5 protein-coding genes are annotated in these 19,028 nt (G+C 69.0%); 4 read left to right on the top strand and 1 reads right to left on the bottom strand.

The genetic code is table 11. The features are described from left to right. Positions 1-69 precede the first annotated feature (69 nt). From AC5Y4F_RS17045 to AC5Y4F_RS17030, 4 genes are all read left to right on the top strand, one after another. Positions 70-6,468, top strand: a complete 6,399-nt coding sequence (locus tag AC5Y4F_RS17045; RefSeq protein WP_499997677.1) for an SDR family NAD(P)-dependent oxidoreductase — start codon at positions 70-72, stop codon at positions 6,466-6,468. Between the two features lie 19 nt (positions 6,469-6,487). Beyond that, positions 6,488-12,832 carry an SDR family NAD(P)-dependent oxidoreductase gene (locus AC5Y4F_RS17040; RefSeq protein WP_369829701.1) on the top strand — a complete coding sequence of 2,115 codons (6,345 nt, stop codon included), beginning with the start codon at positions 6,488-6,490 and terminating at the stop codon, positions 12,830-12,832. A 2-nt stretch (positions 12,833-12,834) separates the two neighbouring features. Continuing rightward, the gene (locus tag AC5Y4F_RS17035; protein WP_499997676.1) at positions 12,835-15,915 is read left to right on the top strand and encodes a type I polyketide synthase; all 3,081 of its coding nucleotides are present in this window, start codon (positions 12,835-12,837) and stop codon (positions 15,913-15,915) included. A gap of 155 nt (positions 15,916-16,070) precedes the next feature. Continuing rightward, positions 16,071-17,132, top strand: coding sequence for a type III polyketide synthase (locus tag AC5Y4F_RS17030; protein ID WP_067934425.1), 1,062 nt, complete (start codon positions 16,071-16,073; stop codon positions 17,130-17,132). 94 nt (positions 17,133-17,226) lie between these two features. Here the strand turns inward: AC5Y4F_RS17030 and AC5Y4F_RS17025 are convergent, their stop codons facing one another. Continuing rightward, positions 17,227-19,008 (bottom strand): ABC-F family ATP-binding cassette domain-containing protein, encoded by a 1,782-nt coding sequence (locus AC5Y4F_RS17025; RefSeq protein ID WP_499997675.1) that lies wholly within the window; start codon positions 19,006-19,008, stop codon positions 17,227-17,229. Positions 19,009-19,028 lie beyond the last annotated feature (20 nt).

The raw sequence follows: 19,028 nt of genomic DNA, 5'->3' as shown, positions 1-19,028 counted from the left end.
GGACCGTTGTTGTTGTGGGACAGACCCGTCGCGAAGTATCGCTGTGAGTGACACGAGAGGCCGCCTTCGATGAACGGCAACAACGAAGAGCTGATCAAGGCTCTTCGCCAATCGCTGAAAGAAACCGAACGGCTCAAGCGCGAGAACCGCCAGTACCTGGCCCTGTTAGCGGAAAAAGCGACCGAACCGGTAGCGGTGGTCGGCATGGGCTGCCGGTACCCCGGCGGGGTGAATTCTCCAGAGGCGTTGTGGCAGATGGTGGTTGACGGCCGGGATGTGGTCTCGGAGTTTCCCACCGACCGAGGTTGGAACTTGGCCGGTCTGTTCGACGCGGATCCCGACGCCGTAGGCAAGTCCTACGCGCGCTGCGGTGGTTTCCTCTCGGATATGGCCGATTTCGATGCCGCATTCTTCGGGATCGCCCCCAGCGAGGCGCTCGCCATGGACCCGCAACAGCGCCTGTTGCTCGAGGTGTCCTGGGAGGCGTTGGAGCGGGCCGGGATTGACCCCGTCACCCTGCGCGGCTCGGCGACCGGTGTGTTCGCCGGGATATTCCACGGCTCCTACGGGGGTCAGGGTCGGGTCCCCGGGCACCTGGAGCGATATGGTCTGCGCGGATCCACGCTCAGCGTGGCCTCGGGCCGGGTGGCCTATTCGCTGGGGCTGGAGGGCCCGGCGGTCTCGGTGGACACGGCCTGTTCGTCGTCGTTGGTGGCCCTGCACCTGGCGGCGCAGTCGTTGCGTTCCGGCGAGTGCGACCTGGCATTGGCCGGTGGAGTGACGGTGATGGCCACACCCGCCATGTTCATCGAGTTCAGCCGGCAACGCGCCCTGGCCGCAGACGGTCGATGCAAGGCATACGCGGGTGCCGCCGACGGCACCGGGTTTTCCGAAGGTGTCGGTGTGCTGGCGCTGGAGCGCCTAGCGGATGCCCGGCGACACGGGCATCCGGTGCTGGCCCTGGTGCGCGGGTCCGCAGTGAATCAGGACGGCGCGTCCAATGGCCTTGCGACGCCCAACGGGCCGTCGCAGCAACGGGTGATCCGGGCGGCGCTGGCCAATGCGCGGCTGGGCGCGGCCGATGTCGATCTGGTCGAGGGTCACGGCACCGGCACCACCCTCGGGGATCCCATTGAAGCCCAAGCGGTTCTGGCGACCTACGGGCAGGACCGTCCGGCCGATCAGCCGCTGTGGCTGGGCTCGATCAAATCGAACATGGGCCATACCTCGGCGGCCGCCGGTGCCGGCGGGGTGATCAAGATGGTACAGGCGATCCGGCACGGGGTGATGCCCAAGACGCTGCACGTGAATGAGCCTACGCCGCACGTGGATTGGACGGCCGGGGCGGTGTCGCTGCTGACCGAGCAGCGGCCCTGGCCGGCGGTCGACCGGCCGCGTCGCGCGGGCGTCTCCTCCTTCGGCATCAGCGGCACCAATGCGCACGTCATCGTGGAGCAGTATGTCCCGGAGCCCGAAAGCGTCACGCGGACAGGCGATGACGTGGTGGTCCCGTGGGTGCTCTCGGCCCGCTCGAGTGAGGCGCTGGCCAACCAGGCGGCACGGCTGCTGGCCCGCGTGAAAGCCGATCCCGGGGTGCGGGTGTTGGACGTGGGCTGGTCGCTCGTCGCGACGCGGTCGAGCTTCGAGCATCGGGCGGTCGTCGTAGGCGCAGACGGGGCGCAATTGCTGCGTGGACTGACGGCATTGGCTGCCGGTGAGCAGGGTGCGGGCCTGGTGACGGGCCGGGCGCAGCCGGTGGGCAAGACCGTGTTGGTGTTCCCCGGCCAAGGTTCGCAATGGGCCGGCATGGGCGCCCAATTACTGGACAGTTCAACGGTGTTCGCCGAGCACCTACAGCGCTGCGCTGACGCGCTCGCCGAATACGTCGACTGGTCGCTGATCGACGTGATCCGCGGCGCACCGGACGCCCCGGGATTGGACCGGGTGGACGTGGTGCAACCGGCGTTGTGGGCGGTGATGGTGTCGCTGGCCGAACTGTGGCGCTCGGTCGGCGTGGTTCCCGATGCGGTGATCGGCCATTCGCAGGGCGAAATCGCGGCGGCCTACGTGGCGGGGGCGTTGTCATTGGAAGACGCCGCCCGGGTCGTCGCGCAGCGCAGTCGGCTGCTCGTGCGGCTGTCGGGCCGGGGCGGCATGGTCTCGTTGGCGTGCAGTCTGCCGCGCGCCGAGCGGCTGATCGCCGGCTGGGGCGAGCGACTGAACATTGCAACCGTCAACGGTGTTGCGGCGGTGGTGGTGTCCGGCGAGGTGGATGCGCTGGCCGAACTGATACAACGTAGCGAGGCCGACAACGTCCGCGCCCGCCGGATCGACGTCGACTACGCATCGCATTCCGCACAGGTCGACGCGATCCGCGAGCCGCTCGCCGACGCGCTGCGCGGCCTCGAGCCGCGGTCCTCCGCGGTCGCCTTCTTCTCGACGGTCACCGGCGAGCCGATGGACACTGCGGGACTGAACGCCGACTACTGGTTCCAAAGCATCCGGCGCACCGTGCAATTCGAGCGGGCGGTGCGCAGCGCGTGCGAAGCGGGCTATCAGGTGTTCATCGAATCCAGCCCACATCCCGTACTGATGGCGGCCATCGAAGAAACCATGCCAGACAGCGAGCGGGCCTGCGCCATCCCGTCGCTCGGCCGCGACGACGGCGGCCTGGACCGCTTCTGGCTCTCGGTCGCGCAGGCCCACGTTGCGGGCGTGACCGTAGACTGGCGCGCCGCGATGGCCGGCCTGGGTGGCCGGACCGTTGACTTGCCGACATACGGGTTTGTCCGGCAACACTTTTGGCTTCCCGGTGGGTCGGCGGGGTCGCAAGATGTCGGCACCCTGGGCCTGGTCGCCGCCGGGCACGGGTTGCTCGGTGCCGTGGTACCACGGCCCGATTCCGGTGGTGTGGTGCTGACGGGCCGGTTGTCGACGGCGGACCACCCGTGGCTGGCCGATCACGCGGTGGGCGAGACCGTGTTGTTTCCAGGGGCCGGATTCGTCGAACTGGCCATCCGCGCGGGCGATGAGGTCGGTTGTGGGGTGCTAGACGAGTTGACCTTGTCGGCTCCGCTGCTGTTGTCCCGGGCCGAGGGCGTACGTGTACAGCTGGTGGTCGGCGCACCCGACGAGTCGGGCATGCGGCGGGTGTCGGTGTATTCCGCCGACGCCCAGCCGGATTCGGATTGGATGCTGCATGCCGAGGGCGCGTTGCGGCCCGGCACCGTCACGGCGGCCGCCGACTTGTCGGTCTGGCCGCCCGCCGGCGCGACCGCGGTGGACATCACCGGCGCCTACGCGCGGCTGGCGCAGCGGGGCTACGAATACGGCGGCGCCTTCCAGGGTCTGCGGGCCGTGTGGCAGCGCGGGGACGAGATCTTCGCCGAGGTCGGCGTGCCCGAGGCCGGCGCCCAGGACGGCGGCTTCGGAGTACACCCTGTGCTCCTGGATGCCGCGTTGCAGGCGATCGTTGTCGCCGCCGAGCAAGCCCAGACCGTGTTGCCGTTCTCGTGGCAGGGCGTGTCGTTGCATGCGTCGGGTGCGACGCGGGCGCGGGTCCGGATTGCGCCGGCCGGCGCCGGCTCGGTCTCCGTGGAACTGGCCGACGGGACGGGACTTCCGGTGCTCACGGTGCGATCGTTGGCCATGCGCCCAGTCTCGGCCGAGCAGTTGACGGCCGCTGCTCCCGCACAGCGCACCGGGGGATTGCTCGACGTGACGTGGTCGCCGATCGCGTTGCGCGGCGGCGCGGGTGGCGCCGAGGTGACGGTGTGGGAGCTGGGCGATCATGGCGGTGACGTGGTCAAGGCGGTGCACGCCGCGGCCACCGAGATATTGGCGACGCTGCAATCTCGCCTGGGCGACGAAAGCAGCGCGATGCTGGCCGTGCAGACCCGGGGTGCGGTCGCCCTTGCCGGGGAAGACGTTTCGGACCTGGCCGGCGCCGCGGTGTGGGGCCTGGTGCGGTCGGCGCAAGCCGAGCACCCGGGCAGGATGGTGCTGATCGACTCGGACGGCTCCGTGGACGCCGGCGCGGTGATCGATTGTGGCGAGCCGCAGGTGGTGGTGCGTCAGGGTGTGGCGTATGCAGCGCGGTTACGGCCCGTGCGCCCTGCGATCGGATTGCCTTCGGCGGGCTGGCGCCTGGATGCCGGCGGCGAGGGAACACTGGAAGACATTGTCGTAAGCCCCTGTCCACGAACCGAATTGACCGGTGGCCAGGTCCGGGTGGCGGTAGCCGCCGTCGGGGTGAACTTCCGCGACGTCTTGGTGGCCCTCGGGATGTATCCGGGCGGTGGCCGGCTGGGCGCCGAGGGCTCCGGCGTGGTCGTCGAGGTGGGGCCCGGCGTAACCGGTCTGGCCGTCGGTGATGCCGTGATGGGCTTGCTGGGCGTCGTCGGTTCCGAGGCAGTGGTGGATCAGCGCGTCCTGACACCGGTGCCGTCGGGACTGTCGCTGATCTCGGCCGCCGGCGTGCCGGTGGTCTTCCTGACCGCGCTGTACGGGCTGTCCGTGCTGGGCGGGTTGCGCGCCGGCGAGCGGGTCTTGGTGCACACCGCCACCGGGGGGGTGGGCATGGCCGCGGTGCAGCTCGCGCGGCACTGGGGCGCCGAGGTGTTCGTCACCGCCAGCCGTGGTAAGTGGGACACCCTGCGCGCCATGGGTTTCGATGACGATCACATCGGCGACTCGCGCACGACGGAATTCGAGGCTAAATTCGCGAAGTTCATGGCGGCCACCGACCGACCCGGGTTCGACGTCGTGCTCAATTCCCTGGCCGGCGAGTTCACCGACGCGTCGTTGCGTTTATTGGCACCGGGCGGGCGATTCATCGAAATGGGCAAGACCGATGTGCGCGATCCGCGGGTCGTCGCCGACCGATATCGGGGCGCGGCGTATCAAGCGTTCGACCTGATGGAGGCCGGTCCGGATCGCACCGCGGCCATGCTGGCAGAGATCGTGGCACTGTTGGCCGATGGCGCCTTGAAACCGTTGCCGCTGAAGACCTTTGACGTTCGCTGCGCCTCGGCTGCCTATCGGTATGTCAGTCAGGCTCGCCACATCGGCAAGGTCGCGCTGACGGTCGGGTCGGGTCCCGGTGAGGTGCTCAGTGGCTGCGGTGGCGGGCTGGCGGGGGGCAGCGTGGTGATCACCGGTGGCACCGGTATGGCCGGTTCGGCGCTGGCCCGCCACCTCGTTGACCGTTACCGAGTGGCCCACGTGGTGCTGGTCAGCCGGACCGGCGCCCGGGCCGCCGGGGTCACCGACCTGGTGGCCGCGCTGCGGGAGGGCGGGGCGCAGGTGTCGGTCGTGTCCTGTGATGTCGCCGACCCCGAAGCGGCATCGGCGATGCTGGCCCAGATACCGGCGGGCTATCCGCTGCGCGGAGTCATTCATGCCGCGGGCATTCTCGACGACGGGTTGATCTCGTCGCTGACCCCGGATCGGGTGGAGGCGGTTCTGCGCGCCAAGGTCGACGGAGCCTGGAATCTGCACGAGCTCACCCGGCAGCTGGATCTCTCGGCGTTCGTGGTGTTTTCGTCGATGGCCGGGATCGTGGGGACCCCGGGCCAGGCCAACTACGCGGCGGCCAACAGTTTCCTCGACGGGCTGGCCGCCTACCGGCGCGCCCAGGGACTTCCGGGCCTGTCGCTGGCCTGGGGCCTGTGGGAGCAGGCCTCGGCGATGACCGCGCACCTTGGGGACCGCGACAAGGCCAGGATGAGCAGAATCGGGCTGGCGCCGCTGTCCACCGAACAGGCGCTGGCGGCTTTCGACGCCGCGATGCTCGTCGACAGTCCGGTGCTGGTTGCGGCCCGGGTGGACCGGGCCGCCCTGTCCGACAACGTCGCCGCGCTGCCGCCACTGCTGCGGGAACTGGTGGCCGGTCCCACCAGGCGTGTCATCGACGACAACGACGTCACCGCCTCGACGAGCGGGCTTTCGGCGCGGCTGCACGGCCTGAGTTCCGAGGCGCGACAGCGCGAGCTGGTCGACCTGGTCTGCGGCAACGCGGCGATGGTGTTGGGTGTGCCCAGTCCGGCGGACGTCAATGCCGACCGCGCCTTCCAAGAGCTGGGGTTCGATTCGCTGACCGCCGTCGAGCTGCGCAACAGGCTCAAAAATGCTACAGGCCTTAGCCTTTCGCCGACACTGATATTCGACTATCCGACACCCACCGTGCTGGCGGCTCATCTGGACACCCAGCTGGCCGGTACTGCGGGCGCCGGCGATCAGCCGAATTTGATGGGTCGCTTCAACGACATCACGCGGGAACTGCAGGCGCTGCTCGGGGCGCCCAGCTGGGATGCCGACGACAAGTCGGTGCTGAGGACCCGCATTCACAACCTGCTCGCCGCGCTCCCGCCGGGCGATCTTGGAGATGCCGAACATCTCGACGACGACCTCGACGCCGCCACCGAAAGCCAACTCTTTGCGATCCTCGATGAAGAACTCGGCCGCTGACACCCCACAAGGAGCAACGATGCCGGGCACCACGCAGCACGTCGACTACCTGAAACGCCTCACGGCGGATCTCAGGCGGACCCGGCGGCGCGTCGCGGAATTGGAGGGCCGGCTTTCCGAGCCCGTCGCGGTGGTAGGCATGGCGTGCCGCTACGCCGGTGGAGTCGAATCACCAGAAGACCTGTGGCAACTGGTGATCGAGGGGCGCGACACGGTGTCGGACTTCCCGGCCGATCGCGGCTGGGACGTCGAAGGGCTGTACGACCCCGACCCCGATGCCAAGGGAAAGATGTACACCCGGCAGGGCAGCTTCCTGCAGGACGCGGGTGAGTTCGACGCCGGATTCTTCGGCATCGGGCCCAGCGAGGCGCTGGCCATGGATCCCCAGCAACGGATGATGCTGGAGATCTGCTGGGAAGCGTTGGAACGGGCGGGCATTGACCCATTCGCGTTGCGCGGCTCGGCGACCGGAGTGTTCGCTGGGGTCATTCACGCCGGCTATGGCGGCGAGGTGAAGGGCGAGCTGGAGGGCTACGGCCTCACGGGCTCGACGCTGAGCGTGACCTCGGGCCGGGTGTCCTATGTGCTGGGCCTGGAAGGCCCGGCCGTGTCGGTGGATACCGCGTGTTCGTCGTCGTTGGTCTCCATGCATCTGGCCGCGCAGTCGTTGCGGTCGGGCGAATGTGATCTGGCGCTGGCAGGCGGTGTGACCGTCATGGCCACCCCCGCGGCCTTCGTCGAGTTCAGCCGCCAGCGTGCGCTGGCCCCCGACGGCCGGTGCAAGGTGTACGCCGGTGCGGCGGACGGGACTTCGTGGTCGGAGGGCGCGGGTGTGCTGGTGCTCGAGCGGCTGGCCGACGCGCGCCGCCTGGGGCATCCCGTCTTGGCGGTGCTGCGCGGCACGGCGGTGAATCAGGACGGCGCGTCGAACGGGTTGACCGCACCGAACGGGCCGTCGCAGCAGCGGGTGATCCGGGCGGCGTTGGCCAACGCCGGACTGGCGGCGGCCGACGTGGATGTGGTTGAGGGTCACGGCACCGGCACCACCCTCGGGGATCCCATCGAGGCCCAGGCGCTGTTGGCGACCTACGGTCAGGATCGCCCGGCGGACCGGCCGCTGTGGTTGGGCTCGATCAAATCGAACATCGGGCATACCTCGGCAGCGGCGGGGGTGGCCGGGGTGATCAAGATGGTGCAGGCGATTCGGCACGGCGTGCTGCCCAAGACGCTGCACGTGAATGAGCCGTCGCCGCACGTGGATTGGTCGGCCGGTGCGGTGTCGCTGTTGACCGAGCCGCGGCCATGGCCCGATCACGGCGGAATACGGCGGGCCGGCGTCTCGTCGTTCGGGATCAGCGGCACCAACGCGCACGTGATCGTCGAGCAGGCCCCCGCGCAACTCGACAGCGAACCCGAACGGGTAGCCGCGACGCCGAATCCGGTGGTTCCGTGGGTGGTTTCGGCCCGGTCTCCAGAGGCGCTGGCCGGTCAGGCGCAGCGACTGCTGGATCGGCTCAGTGCCGACGAGGGCGTGCGAGCGGCTGACGTGGGTTGGTCGCTGGCGACCACCCGGGCCGCCTTCGAGCACCGCGCGGTGCTGGTGGGTGCCGACCGCGAGGCGCTGACCGCGGGGTTGGCGGGGCTGGCGTCCGGTCGGCCGGACCCGGACGTGCTGGTCGGCCGGATCCGATCGGTGGGCAAGCGGGTATTCGTCTTCCCCGGACAGGGCTCGCAGTCGCTGGGCATGGGCGCCGAGCTGTACGAGCGGTTTCCCGTGTTTGCCCAGGCTTTCGACGAGGTTGTCGCGGCGGTCGACGCCCACGCTCGGTTGCCGTTGCGTGAGGTGATGTGGGGCGGCGACCCGGAGTTGTTGCAGAGCACGGAGTTTGCCCAGCCGGCGTTGTTCGTCTTGGAGATCGCGTTGGCCGCGTTGTGGCAGTCCTTCGGTGTGGAACCCGATGTGGTGATCGGCCATTCGGTGGGAGAGATCGCCGCTGCGTGTGTGGCGGGGGCGCTGTCGGTGCCCGATGCGGCGCGGCTCGTCGCGGCGCGCGGCCGGTTGATGGCCGGGTTGCCCGCCGGCGGGGTGATGGTCGCCGTGACCGCGACGGAAGCAGAGGTAACTCCCTTGCTCAGCGGTGCCGTGAGCATCGCGGCGGTCAACGGCCCGCAATCGCTGGTGCTCTCCGGCGAGCAGGGCGCGGTGGCCGCGGTCGCGGACCGGCTGGCGGACCACGGCGCCAGGGTGCACAGGCTGGCGGTCTCGCACGCGTTTCACTCGTCGTTGATGGAGCCGATGATGGGGGACTTCGCGACGGCGATCACTGATGTGTCGCCGGGTGAGCCGCGTGTTGCCCTGGTATCCAACCTGACCGGGCAACTGGCCGGACCCGACTACGGCACCGTCGGGTACTGGGTCGACCATGTGCGCAAGCCGGTGCGATTCATCGACGGTGTGCGGCTGGCCGAATCGCTGGGCGCCGGCGTGTTCCTGGAGGTGGGCCCGGGGGCGGCGTTGACGTCCGCGGTGGAGCAATCCTTGACGACTGACCGGGCGATCTCGGTGATGACAATGGCCAAGGGCCGCCCCGAAGTGGACTCGCTGCTGCGCGCTGCGGGACAGCTGTTCACGGCCGGGGCCGAGGTGCGGTGGGCCGCGGCCTTCGCCGAGACGGACGCCCGGCGTGTCGAGCTGCCGACGTATGCCTTTGCGCGGCGCCGGTTCTGGCTATCCAGCGATTCGGTCGGTTCGGCCAACATCGCCAGCCTGGGTCTGGCCGAGGCCGAGCATGCGCTATTGGGCGCGGTGGTCGACCGGCCGGATTCGGGTGGTGTGGTGTTGACGGGCCGGCTTTCGCTGGCGGCTCAGCCATGGCTGGCCGACCACGCGGTCGGCGGCACGGTGCTGTTCCCGGGGGCCGGCTTCGTGGAGCTGGCGTTGCGGGCCGGCGACGAGGTCGGCTGCTCGATGATCGAAGAGTTGACGCTGTCCGCACCGCTTACGGTGCCGGCGGCCGGGGTGGTGCACCTACAGGTGGTGGTCGCGGCGGCGGACGAGGCCAGAACCCGTTCGGTCGCAGTGTATTCGCGTGCCGCGCAATCAGATTGGGTGTTGCATGCCGAAGGCGTGCTGAGCGACGGTGCGGTCGCGCGGGGCACTGACCTGTCGGTGTGGCCGCCGCTGGGTGCGGACGCCGTACCCGTGGCGGGCGCGTACGACGGCCTGGCGGACCGGGGCTACGGATACGGACCGGCCTTTCAGGGGTTGCGGGCCGTCTGGCGCAGGGGGACTGAGACTTTCGCCGAGGTGGAGCTTCCGCAACAGGCCGGGGTATCGGCCGGTAACTTCGGCCTTCATCCGGTGGTCCTCGACGCGGCACTGCATGCGCTGGGAGTGGCCGACGAGCGCATCGAGACCGTCCTGCCGTTCTCGTGGCAGGGGGTGAGTCTGTACGCGGCCGGCGCATCGCGGGTCCGGGTGAGACTGGCGCCGGCCGGTGCCGGCGCCGTGTCGGTCGAGCTGGCCGACTCGTCGGGGCTGCCCGTCCTGTCGGTGCGCGAGCTGGTCACGCGTGCCGTCTCGGCCGATCAGTTGTCCGCGGCCGTGGCAGCACGTTCCGGCAGCGGTGAGCTGCTCGACGTGGTGTGGTCGCCGGTACCGCTGCCCGGCAACGACATCGGCGAGCACTTCACGGTCTGGGAGTCGCCGTGTGTGGACTCCAACGCTCTCACCACCGTCTATAGCGCGACCCACCAGGCGCTGGGTGCGCTGGGACCGTGGCTGACAGGGGACGCGGCCGGGGTCCTGGTGGTGCTGACCCGCGGAGCCGTGGGACTGGACGGCGAGGACGTCGCGGACCTGGCCGGTGCCGCCGTGTGGGGCCTGACGCGTTCGGCGCAGGCCGAGCACCCGGGCCGTGTGGTGCTGGTCGATACCGACGGAACACTCGACGTCGCAACGGTGATCGGCTGTGACGAGCCGCAATTGGTGGTGCGCGACGGTGTGGCGTACAGGCCCCGGCTGAAGCCGGCCGACCAGCGGACCATGCTGCAGCTGCCCGACCCGCCGTCGGCGTGGCGGCTGGCCGCCGGCGACGCCGGGACGCTCGAGGACCTGGCGGTGCAGGAGCACCCGCCGACGACACCGGAAACAGGTCAGGTGCGGGTGAGGGTGGCCGCGGCCGGCGTGAACTTCCGTGATGTGCTGGTGGCGCTGGGCATGTACCCCGGCGCCGCACAGCTAGGCGCCGAGGGCGCGGGAATCGTCACCGAACTCGGAGCCGGTGTAACGGATTTGGCGGCGGGGGACGCGGTCATGGGGATTTTCGGTTCGGCGGGCTCCGAGGCGGCCGTCGATCGCCGGTTGGTGACCCGGGTGCCGCCCGGGTGGTCTATGACGCAGGCCGCGGCCGTGCCGGTGGTGTTTTTGACGGCCTACTACGGGCTATCGGTGCTGGCGGCCTTGCGCGCCGGGGAGCGGGTGCTGGTGCACGCCGCCACCGGCGGCGTGGGCATGGCCGCGGTCCAGCTGGCCCGGCATTGGGGCGCGGAGGTGTTCGCAACCGCCAGCCGCGGCAAGTGGGACACCTTGCATGCCATGGGATTCGACGATGCGCACATCGCGGATTCCCGCACCCTGGATTTCGAGCGGAAATTCGCCGGTGGCGTGGACGTGGTACTCAACTCCCTGGCGGGGGAGTTCAACGACGCGTCAATGCGGCTGCTCGGGCCAGGCGGGCGCTTCATTGAAATGGGCAAGACCGACCTGCGGGACCCGGCTGCCGTCGCGGCGGCTCACCCCGGCGTGACGTATCGCGCGTTCGACCTGATGGAGGCCGGCCCCGACCGCATCGCCGACATGCTGGCGGAATTGATGCGGCTGTTCGCCGGAGGGGTGCTGACGCCGTTGCCGGTCAAGGCGTTCGACGCGCGCGCCGCCGCCGACGCCTACCGGTTTGTCAGCCAGGCCCGCCACATCGGCAAGGTCGTGCTCACCATGCCGGACGGTCCCGCCGGGCTGGCGGGCGGCACCGCGCTGATCACCGGTGGCACCGGAATGGCGGGTTCTGCGGTGGCGCGGCACCTTGTGGAGCGGCACCGGGTGCCCCATGTGCTGCTGGTCAGCCGCAGCGGTGAACGCGCCGACGGCATGGCGGAGCTGGCCGCCGAATTGCGCCAAAAGGGCGCATCGGTGTCCGTGGCGGCCTGCGATGTCGGCGACCGGGATGCCGTCGCGGCGGTGCTGGCGGGGGTGCCCGCGCAGTTCCCGTTGCGCTCGGTGTTCCACGCGGCGGGCGTACTCGACGACGCGGTGATCGCGTCGTTGACGCCCGCTCGCATCGACACGGTGCTGCGTGCCAAGGTTGACGGGGCCTGGCATCTGCACGAGTTGACCAAGGAGCTGGATCTGTCGGCGTTCGTGGCGTTTTCGTCGATGGCCGGCATCGTGGGTGCGCCGGGCCAGGGAAACTACGCCGCGGCCAACAGCTTCCTCGACGCGCTGGCCGCGCACCGCCGCGCCCACGGGCTGCCGGGTTTGTCGGTGGCCTGGGGGATGTGGGAGGAGATCTCGACGATGACGCGGGACCTCGGCGATCGTGACAAGGCCAGGATGAGCCGGGCCGGGTTGAGCGCGTTGTCCACCATGCAGGCACTGGAGCTGCTGGATGCCGCGTTGCTGACCGAGCACCCCATGGTGGTGGGCACCCGACTGGACAGGGCAGCGTTGGCGCACCACAGCGACACGCTGCCGCCGTTGCTCAGCCAGCTGGCCAGCCGCCCGGCCCGCCGGGTCCTGGAGCACACCGACATGGTGTCCCTGACGGGCCTGCGGGCGCGCCTGGAGGGCATGACCCCCGAACAGCGGCGTGCCGAACTAATCGAATTGGTCTGCACCAATGCGGCCACGGTATTGGGCCACAGCACCGCGGACGTCAACGCCGGGGACGCGTTTCAAGACCTCGGCTTCGATTCGCTGACCGCCGTCGAACTGCGCAACCGGCTGAAAATCGCGACGGGGCTCACCCTTTCGCCCACGCTGATCTTCGACCAGCCCACGCCAAGCGCACTTGCCGAACACCTCGACGCCCAGCTGACCACCAGCGCCCCCGAAGGGCAACCGCCCGATCGCGTGACCCGCTTCAACGGCATTGCCCGAGAGCTACAGGCCCTGCTCAACCAGCCCGATCTGAGTCCCGGCGACAGGGCGCAGCTCATCACCCGGCTGGAAAGTCTGTTGAGCAGCGTGACGGGCACATCGCCGGCCCCGCTGCTGCTGCACCCCGAGGACGCGTTCGACGACGACATCTCAACCGCCACCGAGAACCAGCTTTTCGCGATTCTCGACGACGAAGTCGGCCCCTGACCTTGCCGTCGACCGACGTAGCGATCATCGGGCTGGCATGCAGGTTTCCCGCCGCCGCCGACCCCGCCGCGTTCTGGCGCTTGATCCGCGAGGGACGTGAGGCCACTGAGTTCACCGGGGACGCGGGCGAATTCGACGCCGACTTCTTCAACCTGTCACCGCGTGAGGCGTGCGCCATGGATCCCCGGCAACGCCTGGCCCTCGAACTGACCTGGGAATTGTTCGAAGACGCCTACCTATTGCCGGAAACGCTTCGGGGAGAGCAAATTTCGGTTTACCTCGGGGCGATGACAGATGACTACGCCGCACTGACGCTGCGCGACCTTGCCGATAACCTGGACCACCACACCTTCGCCGGGATCAGCCGTGCGATGATCGCCAACCGCATCTCGTACGCCTTCGGATTGCATGGCCCGAGCATGACCGTCGATTCCGGCCAGTCGTCTTCTCTGGTGGCGGTGCACCTTGGCTGCGAAAGCGTGGCCACCGGCCAGTCGACGCTGGCGATCGCGGGCGGAGTCCATCTCAACCTGGCCAACGAAATCGCGGTGATGGAAAGGGAATTCGGCGCGGTATCGGCGTCGGGTCACACATATGCGTTCGATCGGCGCGCCGACGGCTACGTGCGCGGTGAAGGCGGCGGACTGGTGCTGCTCAAACCCTTACCGTCGGCACTGGATGACGGTGATCGCATCCGCGCGGTCATTCGCGGCAGCGCCGTCGCCAACGCCGGGCACAGCGCGACCGCTCAGACCGTGCCATCGGCGCGCAGCGAGGCGCACGTGATCCGGCGCGCGCTCGCCGATGCCGGCCTGCAGGGCAGCGACATCGATTACATCGAGGCCCACGGCACCGGGACGAAGGTCGGCGACGCGGTCGAAGCTCAGGCGCTGGGGGAGATCTTCGCCGAGCGCGCCCACGATCCGGTGCTGGTCGGATCGGTGAAGACCAACACCGGCCACGCCGGAGGCGCCGCGGGGATCGCGGGACTACTCAAAGCCGTACTGGCGATCGAACATGCCGCCATCCCGGCCAGCCTCAACCACACCGACCCTGACGGTGAGCTCAACAACCTTGGGCTGCAGGTCAACACCTCCCTGACGCCCTGGCCGTCGATGGATCGTCCGCGGCGGGCCGGGGTGTCCTCGTTCGGAATGGGCGGCACCAACGCGCACCTCATCGTCGAGCAACCACCCGCCCAGCGGGAAATCAGGCGACCGGAGACGCCAGGGGGCGAGGCATTGCCCTGGGTATTGTCGGCCCGCTCGGCACAGGCGTTGGCCAACCAGGCGCGACGCCTGTCGAGCTATATGGCCGACCGCCCCGACGTGAGCCCGCTCGACATGGCCTGGTCGTTGGTCAGCACCCGGACTGTCTTCGAGCACCGCGCGGTGCTGGTGTGCGGCGATCGTCCGTCACTGGCAAGGAATTTGGCGGCCCTCGCGGCGGGTGAGTCGACGCCGGAGGTGGCGGTGGGCCGGGCGATGCCATTGGGCAAGGCGGTCTTTGTGTTTCCGGGCCAGGGGTCGCAATGGCTGGGCATGGGACGGCAACTCTACGCCCGGTTCGACGTGTTCGCCCGGGCCTACGACGAGGCCGCCGCGGCGGTGGACGCTCATCTGCGGCTGCCGCTGCGTGAGGTGATGTGGGGCGCCGACCCGGAGCTGCTGCGTAGCACCGAGTTCGCCCAACCGGCGTTGTTCGTGCTCGGGCTCGCGCTGGCGGCGCTGTGGCAGTCCTTCGGTGTGGCGCCGGATGTGGTGATGGGCCACTCGGTGGGCGAGATCGCGGCGGCCTGTGTGGCCGGGGTGCTCTCGCTCACGGATGCGTCGCGCATTGTGACGGCGCGGGGACGATTGATGGCGGGGCTGCCTGCCGGCGGGGTGATGATGGCGGTCGGCGCCGGCGAGGCCGAGGTGGCCGGGTTGCTGAACGACGAGGTGAGCATCGCGGCGGTCAACGGCCCCAACGCTGTGGTGCTTTCCGGTGCGCGGGCGCCCGTTCAAGCCCTGGCGGACCGGCTGGCCCGGGAGGGCCGGCGCGTGCATCGCCTGGCGGTGTCGCACGCGTTTCATTCGCCGTTGATGCAGCCCATGATGGCGGAATTTTCCGCGGCGGTGGCCGGCATCGAGGTGAGGGCGCCGCGAATCGGGTTGGTGTCTAACGTGACCGGGCGGCTGGCCGGCGCCGGCTACGGATCGCCTCAGTACTGGACGGCGCATGTCGGTCAGCCGGTGCGCTTCTTCGAGGGCGTGCGCGCTGCCGAGGACGCCGGCGCCGAACTCTTCGTGGAACTGGGTCCGGGCGCCTCGCTGACCGCCGCGGTGGACCAATCGCTGAGCGACGAACGGGCCATATCGGTGCCCACCATGGTCAAGGATCGGCCCGAGACGGAATCGGTGCTGGGTGCGGTGGGCAGGTTGTTCACCCATGGCCTCGACGCCGACTGGTCGGGCGTGTTCGCCGGGAGGAACGCGCGACGAGTCGAGTTGCCGACGTATGGCTTTGCGCGGCAGAGGTTTTGGCTGGGTGCCAGCGCGACTCAAACGCCGCCCGCCACGGCCACCCGAACGCCCGATTTGGCGCACCGGCTGCACGGACTGACGCCCGACGACCAGCATCGGGTACTGGTGGAGCTGGTCTGCGAGCATGCGGCCGCCGTGTCCGGGCATCCGGGTGGCCACGCCATCGACCACGACCGCGCTTTCGGCGACATCGGCTTTGACTCGATGACCGGGGTTGAGCTGCGTAACCGGCTCACCAGCCATACCGGCCTCGCTTTGTCCCGGACGCTGATCTTCGATTATCCGACGCCGGCGGCGCTGGCCGACCATCTTCGCCGACAGCTTCTGCATGACGAAGCGGGCGAATCGGAGGAGGAAAAAATTTGGTCGGCGCTGCGCAACATACCCATGCGCGAGCTTCGAAGAACGGGACTGCTCGAGAAACTTCTATTGCTCGCCGGCACGCCGGAAACATCGGTCTCCGATGCAAATGTCAATGCCGACGACATCGACTCGTTGACGCCCGAAGCGTTAATCGCGATGGCGCTCAGCTCGGCGGAAGAGGATGATGCCGAATGACGAATTCCGTGCTGGCGGATATGATTACGTGGACGTAAAGCCGACTTAATAAGACATGTGTTGAATACGCGAAATTTTTGCACCGCCAAGCGGAAGCGCATTAGTTCGCCGCATGTAAGGGGAGCGTATTTGTTAAGAAATCAAGAGGATAGAGCATGAGCGTCATCGCCGGTGTATTCGGCGCGTTGCCGCCGCATCGGTATAGCCAAAGCGAAATCACCGACGCGCTCGTCGACCTCCCCGCATTGAAGGAACACGAAGGCGTGGTCCGGCGCCTGCACGCCGCCGCCCGAGTCAACGGCCGCCACTTCGTGCTGCCCCTCGAGCGGTACCGCGAGCTGACCGATTTCGGCGCGACCAACGAGATCTTCATCGACAAAGCCGTGCAGCTGGGCTGCGACGCCGTGCTGGGCGCTCTCGACGAGGCCGGGCTGCAGCCGCAAGACATCGACATGATCGCCACCACAACGGTCACCGGCATCGCGGTCCCGTCGCTCGATGCCCGGCTCGTCGGGCGGCTCGGCCTGCGCCCGGACGTGCGCCGGGCTCCGCTTTTCGGACTGGGCTGCGCGGCCGGCGCGGCGGGCGTCGGACGCCTGCACGATTACCTTCGGGGCGCGCCCGACGGTGTCGCCGTCCTGGTGTCGGTCGAGTTGTGTTCGCTCACGTTCCCGACGGTCAGGCCGACCGTGTCAGGACTGGTCGGGACGGCCATGTTCGGTGACGGCGCCGGGGCCGTGATCGCCGTCGGCGACCGGCGGGCCGAGCGACTGAATTCCGCCGGACCCGACATCGTGGATTCGCGCAGCCGTCTGTACCCCGAATCGCTGCACATCATGGGCTGGAACATCGGTTCGGACGGCATGCAACTGGCGATGTCGCCAGAACTACCGAACGTCATCGACCGTTACCTGGCCGACGACGTGAACAGTTTCCTCGCCGAACATCGGCTGACCAAGGACGACATCGGCGCCTGGGTGACCCATCCCGGCGGCCCAAGGGTGATAAACACGATCGCCAAAAGCCTCGAATTGCCCCTGGAGGCACAGGAATTGACCTGGCGCTCGCTCGGCGAAGTCGCCAACCTCTCGTCCGCGTCGGTGCTGCACATCCTGCGCGACACCATCGCCAAACCGCCGCCCAGCGGCAGCCCCGGGCTGATGCTCGCAATGGGTCCCGGCTTCGGCTCCGAGCTGGTGTTGCTGCGCTGGCACTGATTTTGTGACCGCATCGCGAAATGTGTTGCGGCTCAGTACAGCGGTGTCGACCCGCCGGTGCGGCTTCGCCACGCTTGCGGTCGCCACAGGTTCGTCATTCCAGCAGCTCGGAGAGCTCCAGCCAGCGGCTCTCCGTCTCGGCGACCTCGTCTCGAAGCGCGCGCAACTCCTGGGTGAGCCGGGTGATGCCAATGTGGTCGGACTGGTCGTGCGCGGCGAGTTCGTTGTGCTTTTCCTCGATCCGATCCGCCAATCGCGCGAGCTGGCGATCGATGGAGGCCACCTCTTTTTCGGCCGCGCGGCGCCGGGCGCCCGACATCGCTCGCGATGCGGGGTCGCGGGGCCGCGGTGATCCGGCGGTCGTCTCGCCCGTCCGCCGCTCGGCCAGTTGCAGATACTCGTCGACACCGCCGGGCAGATGCCGCAACCGGCCGTCGAGCACCGCGTACTGCTGATCGGTGACGCGCTCCAGCAGGTAGCGGTCGTGCGAGACGACGATCAGAGTGCCCGCCCACGAGTCCAGGAGATCCTCCATCGCGGCCAGGGTGTCGGTGTCGACATCGTTGGTCGGCTCGTCGAGCAGCAACACGTTGGGCTCGGCCAACAACGTCAGCATCAGCTGCAACCGCCGCTGCTCACCGCCGGACAGATCCTCGACGCGGGCGGACAGCTGGCCCCGAGCGAATCCGAGGCGCTCCAGCAGCTGGGCCGGGGTGACCTCACGGCCATCGACCTGATAGCCGCCCTGCAGGTTGCCCAGCACATCGGCGATCCGGTCGCCGCCGACCGCGGCCAGCGCATCGCCCTGCTGGTCGAGCACCGCCAGCCGCACGGTCTTGCCGCGTTTGACCCGGCCCGTGTCCGGCGTGATGGTGCCGTCGATCAAGCCCAGCAGCGTTGACTTGCCGGCGCCGTTGGCACCGACGATGCCGGTGCGCTCGCCGGGGGCGATCCGCCACTCGACGTCGCGCAGCACCGCGCGGCCCCCGAACGAGACCGACACATCGAGCAGATCGATTACGTCCTTGCCCAGCCGTGCGGTTGCCAACTTGGCCAGCTCGACGGTGTTGCGCAGCGGCGGCACGTCGGCGATCAGCTGGTTGGCAGCCTCGATCCGGAACTTGGGCTTGGAGGTGCGCGCCGGCGCCCCGCGACGCAGCCACGCCAGCTCCTTGCGCATCAGGTTTTGCCGCTTGGCCTCGGCCGCGGCGGCCATTCGGTCCCGCTCGACGCGCTGCAGCACGTAGACCGCGTATCCGCCGTCGAACGGTTCGACGATCCCGTCGTGCACCTCCCACGTGGTGGTGGCGACTTCGTCGAGGAACCAGCGGTCGTGGGTCACCAGCAACAGCCCGCCGCAGTTGCGTGCCCAGCGCTGGCGCAGATGGCCGGCCAGCCAGGTGATGCCCTCGATATCCAGATGGTTGGTGGGCTCGTCGAGTGCGATGACGTCCCAGTCGCCCACCAGCAACCTGGCCAGCTGCACCCGGCGGCGCTGGCCGCCGGACAGCGTGGCAACCTTTGCTTCCCAGGCGATGTCGCAGACCAGCCCGGCGACCACGTCACGAACGCGCGCGTCACCGGCCCACTGGTGTTCGGCCGCCTCGCCGACCAGCGTGTAACCGACGCTGCGGTCCGGATCCAGGGTGTCGGCCTGAGACAGTGCGCCGACCCGCAACCCGCTGCGCTGGGTGACCCGGCCGGAATCGGGCCGTTGCCGCCCGGTCAGCAGCCGCAGCAGGCTGGATTTGCCGTCACCGTTTCGTCCGACGATGCCGATGCGGGCGCCCTCGTTGACTCCGAGGGTGATCGATTCGAAGACCACCCGAGTCGGATATTCGAGGTGTACGGCCTCCGCTCCAAGTAGGTGCGCCACTGGGACGACCCTACTGTCGC

It is taken from the genome of Mycobacterium sp. NGS56, from assembly GCF_059812425.1.
Note: the sequence above shows the minus strand (reverse complement) of the source record. Positions and strands in the feature narration are given on the sequence as shown.

What these genes read in the sequence shown, in the direction of transcription:
- AC5Y4F_RS17045 (WP_499997677.1), top strand. Translation starts at nt 70, where the DNA reads ATGAACGGCAACAACGAAGAGCTGATCAAGGCTCTTCGCCAATCGCTG.
- AC5Y4F_RS17030 (WP_067934425.1), top strand. Translation starts at nt 16,071, where the DNA reads ATGAGCGTCATCGCCGGTGTATTCGGCGCGTTGCCGCCGCATCGGTAT.
- AC5Y4F_RS17040 (WP_369829701.1), top strand. Translation starts at nt 6,488, where the DNA reads ATGCCGGGCACCACGCAGCACGTCGACTACCTGAAACGCCTCACGGCG.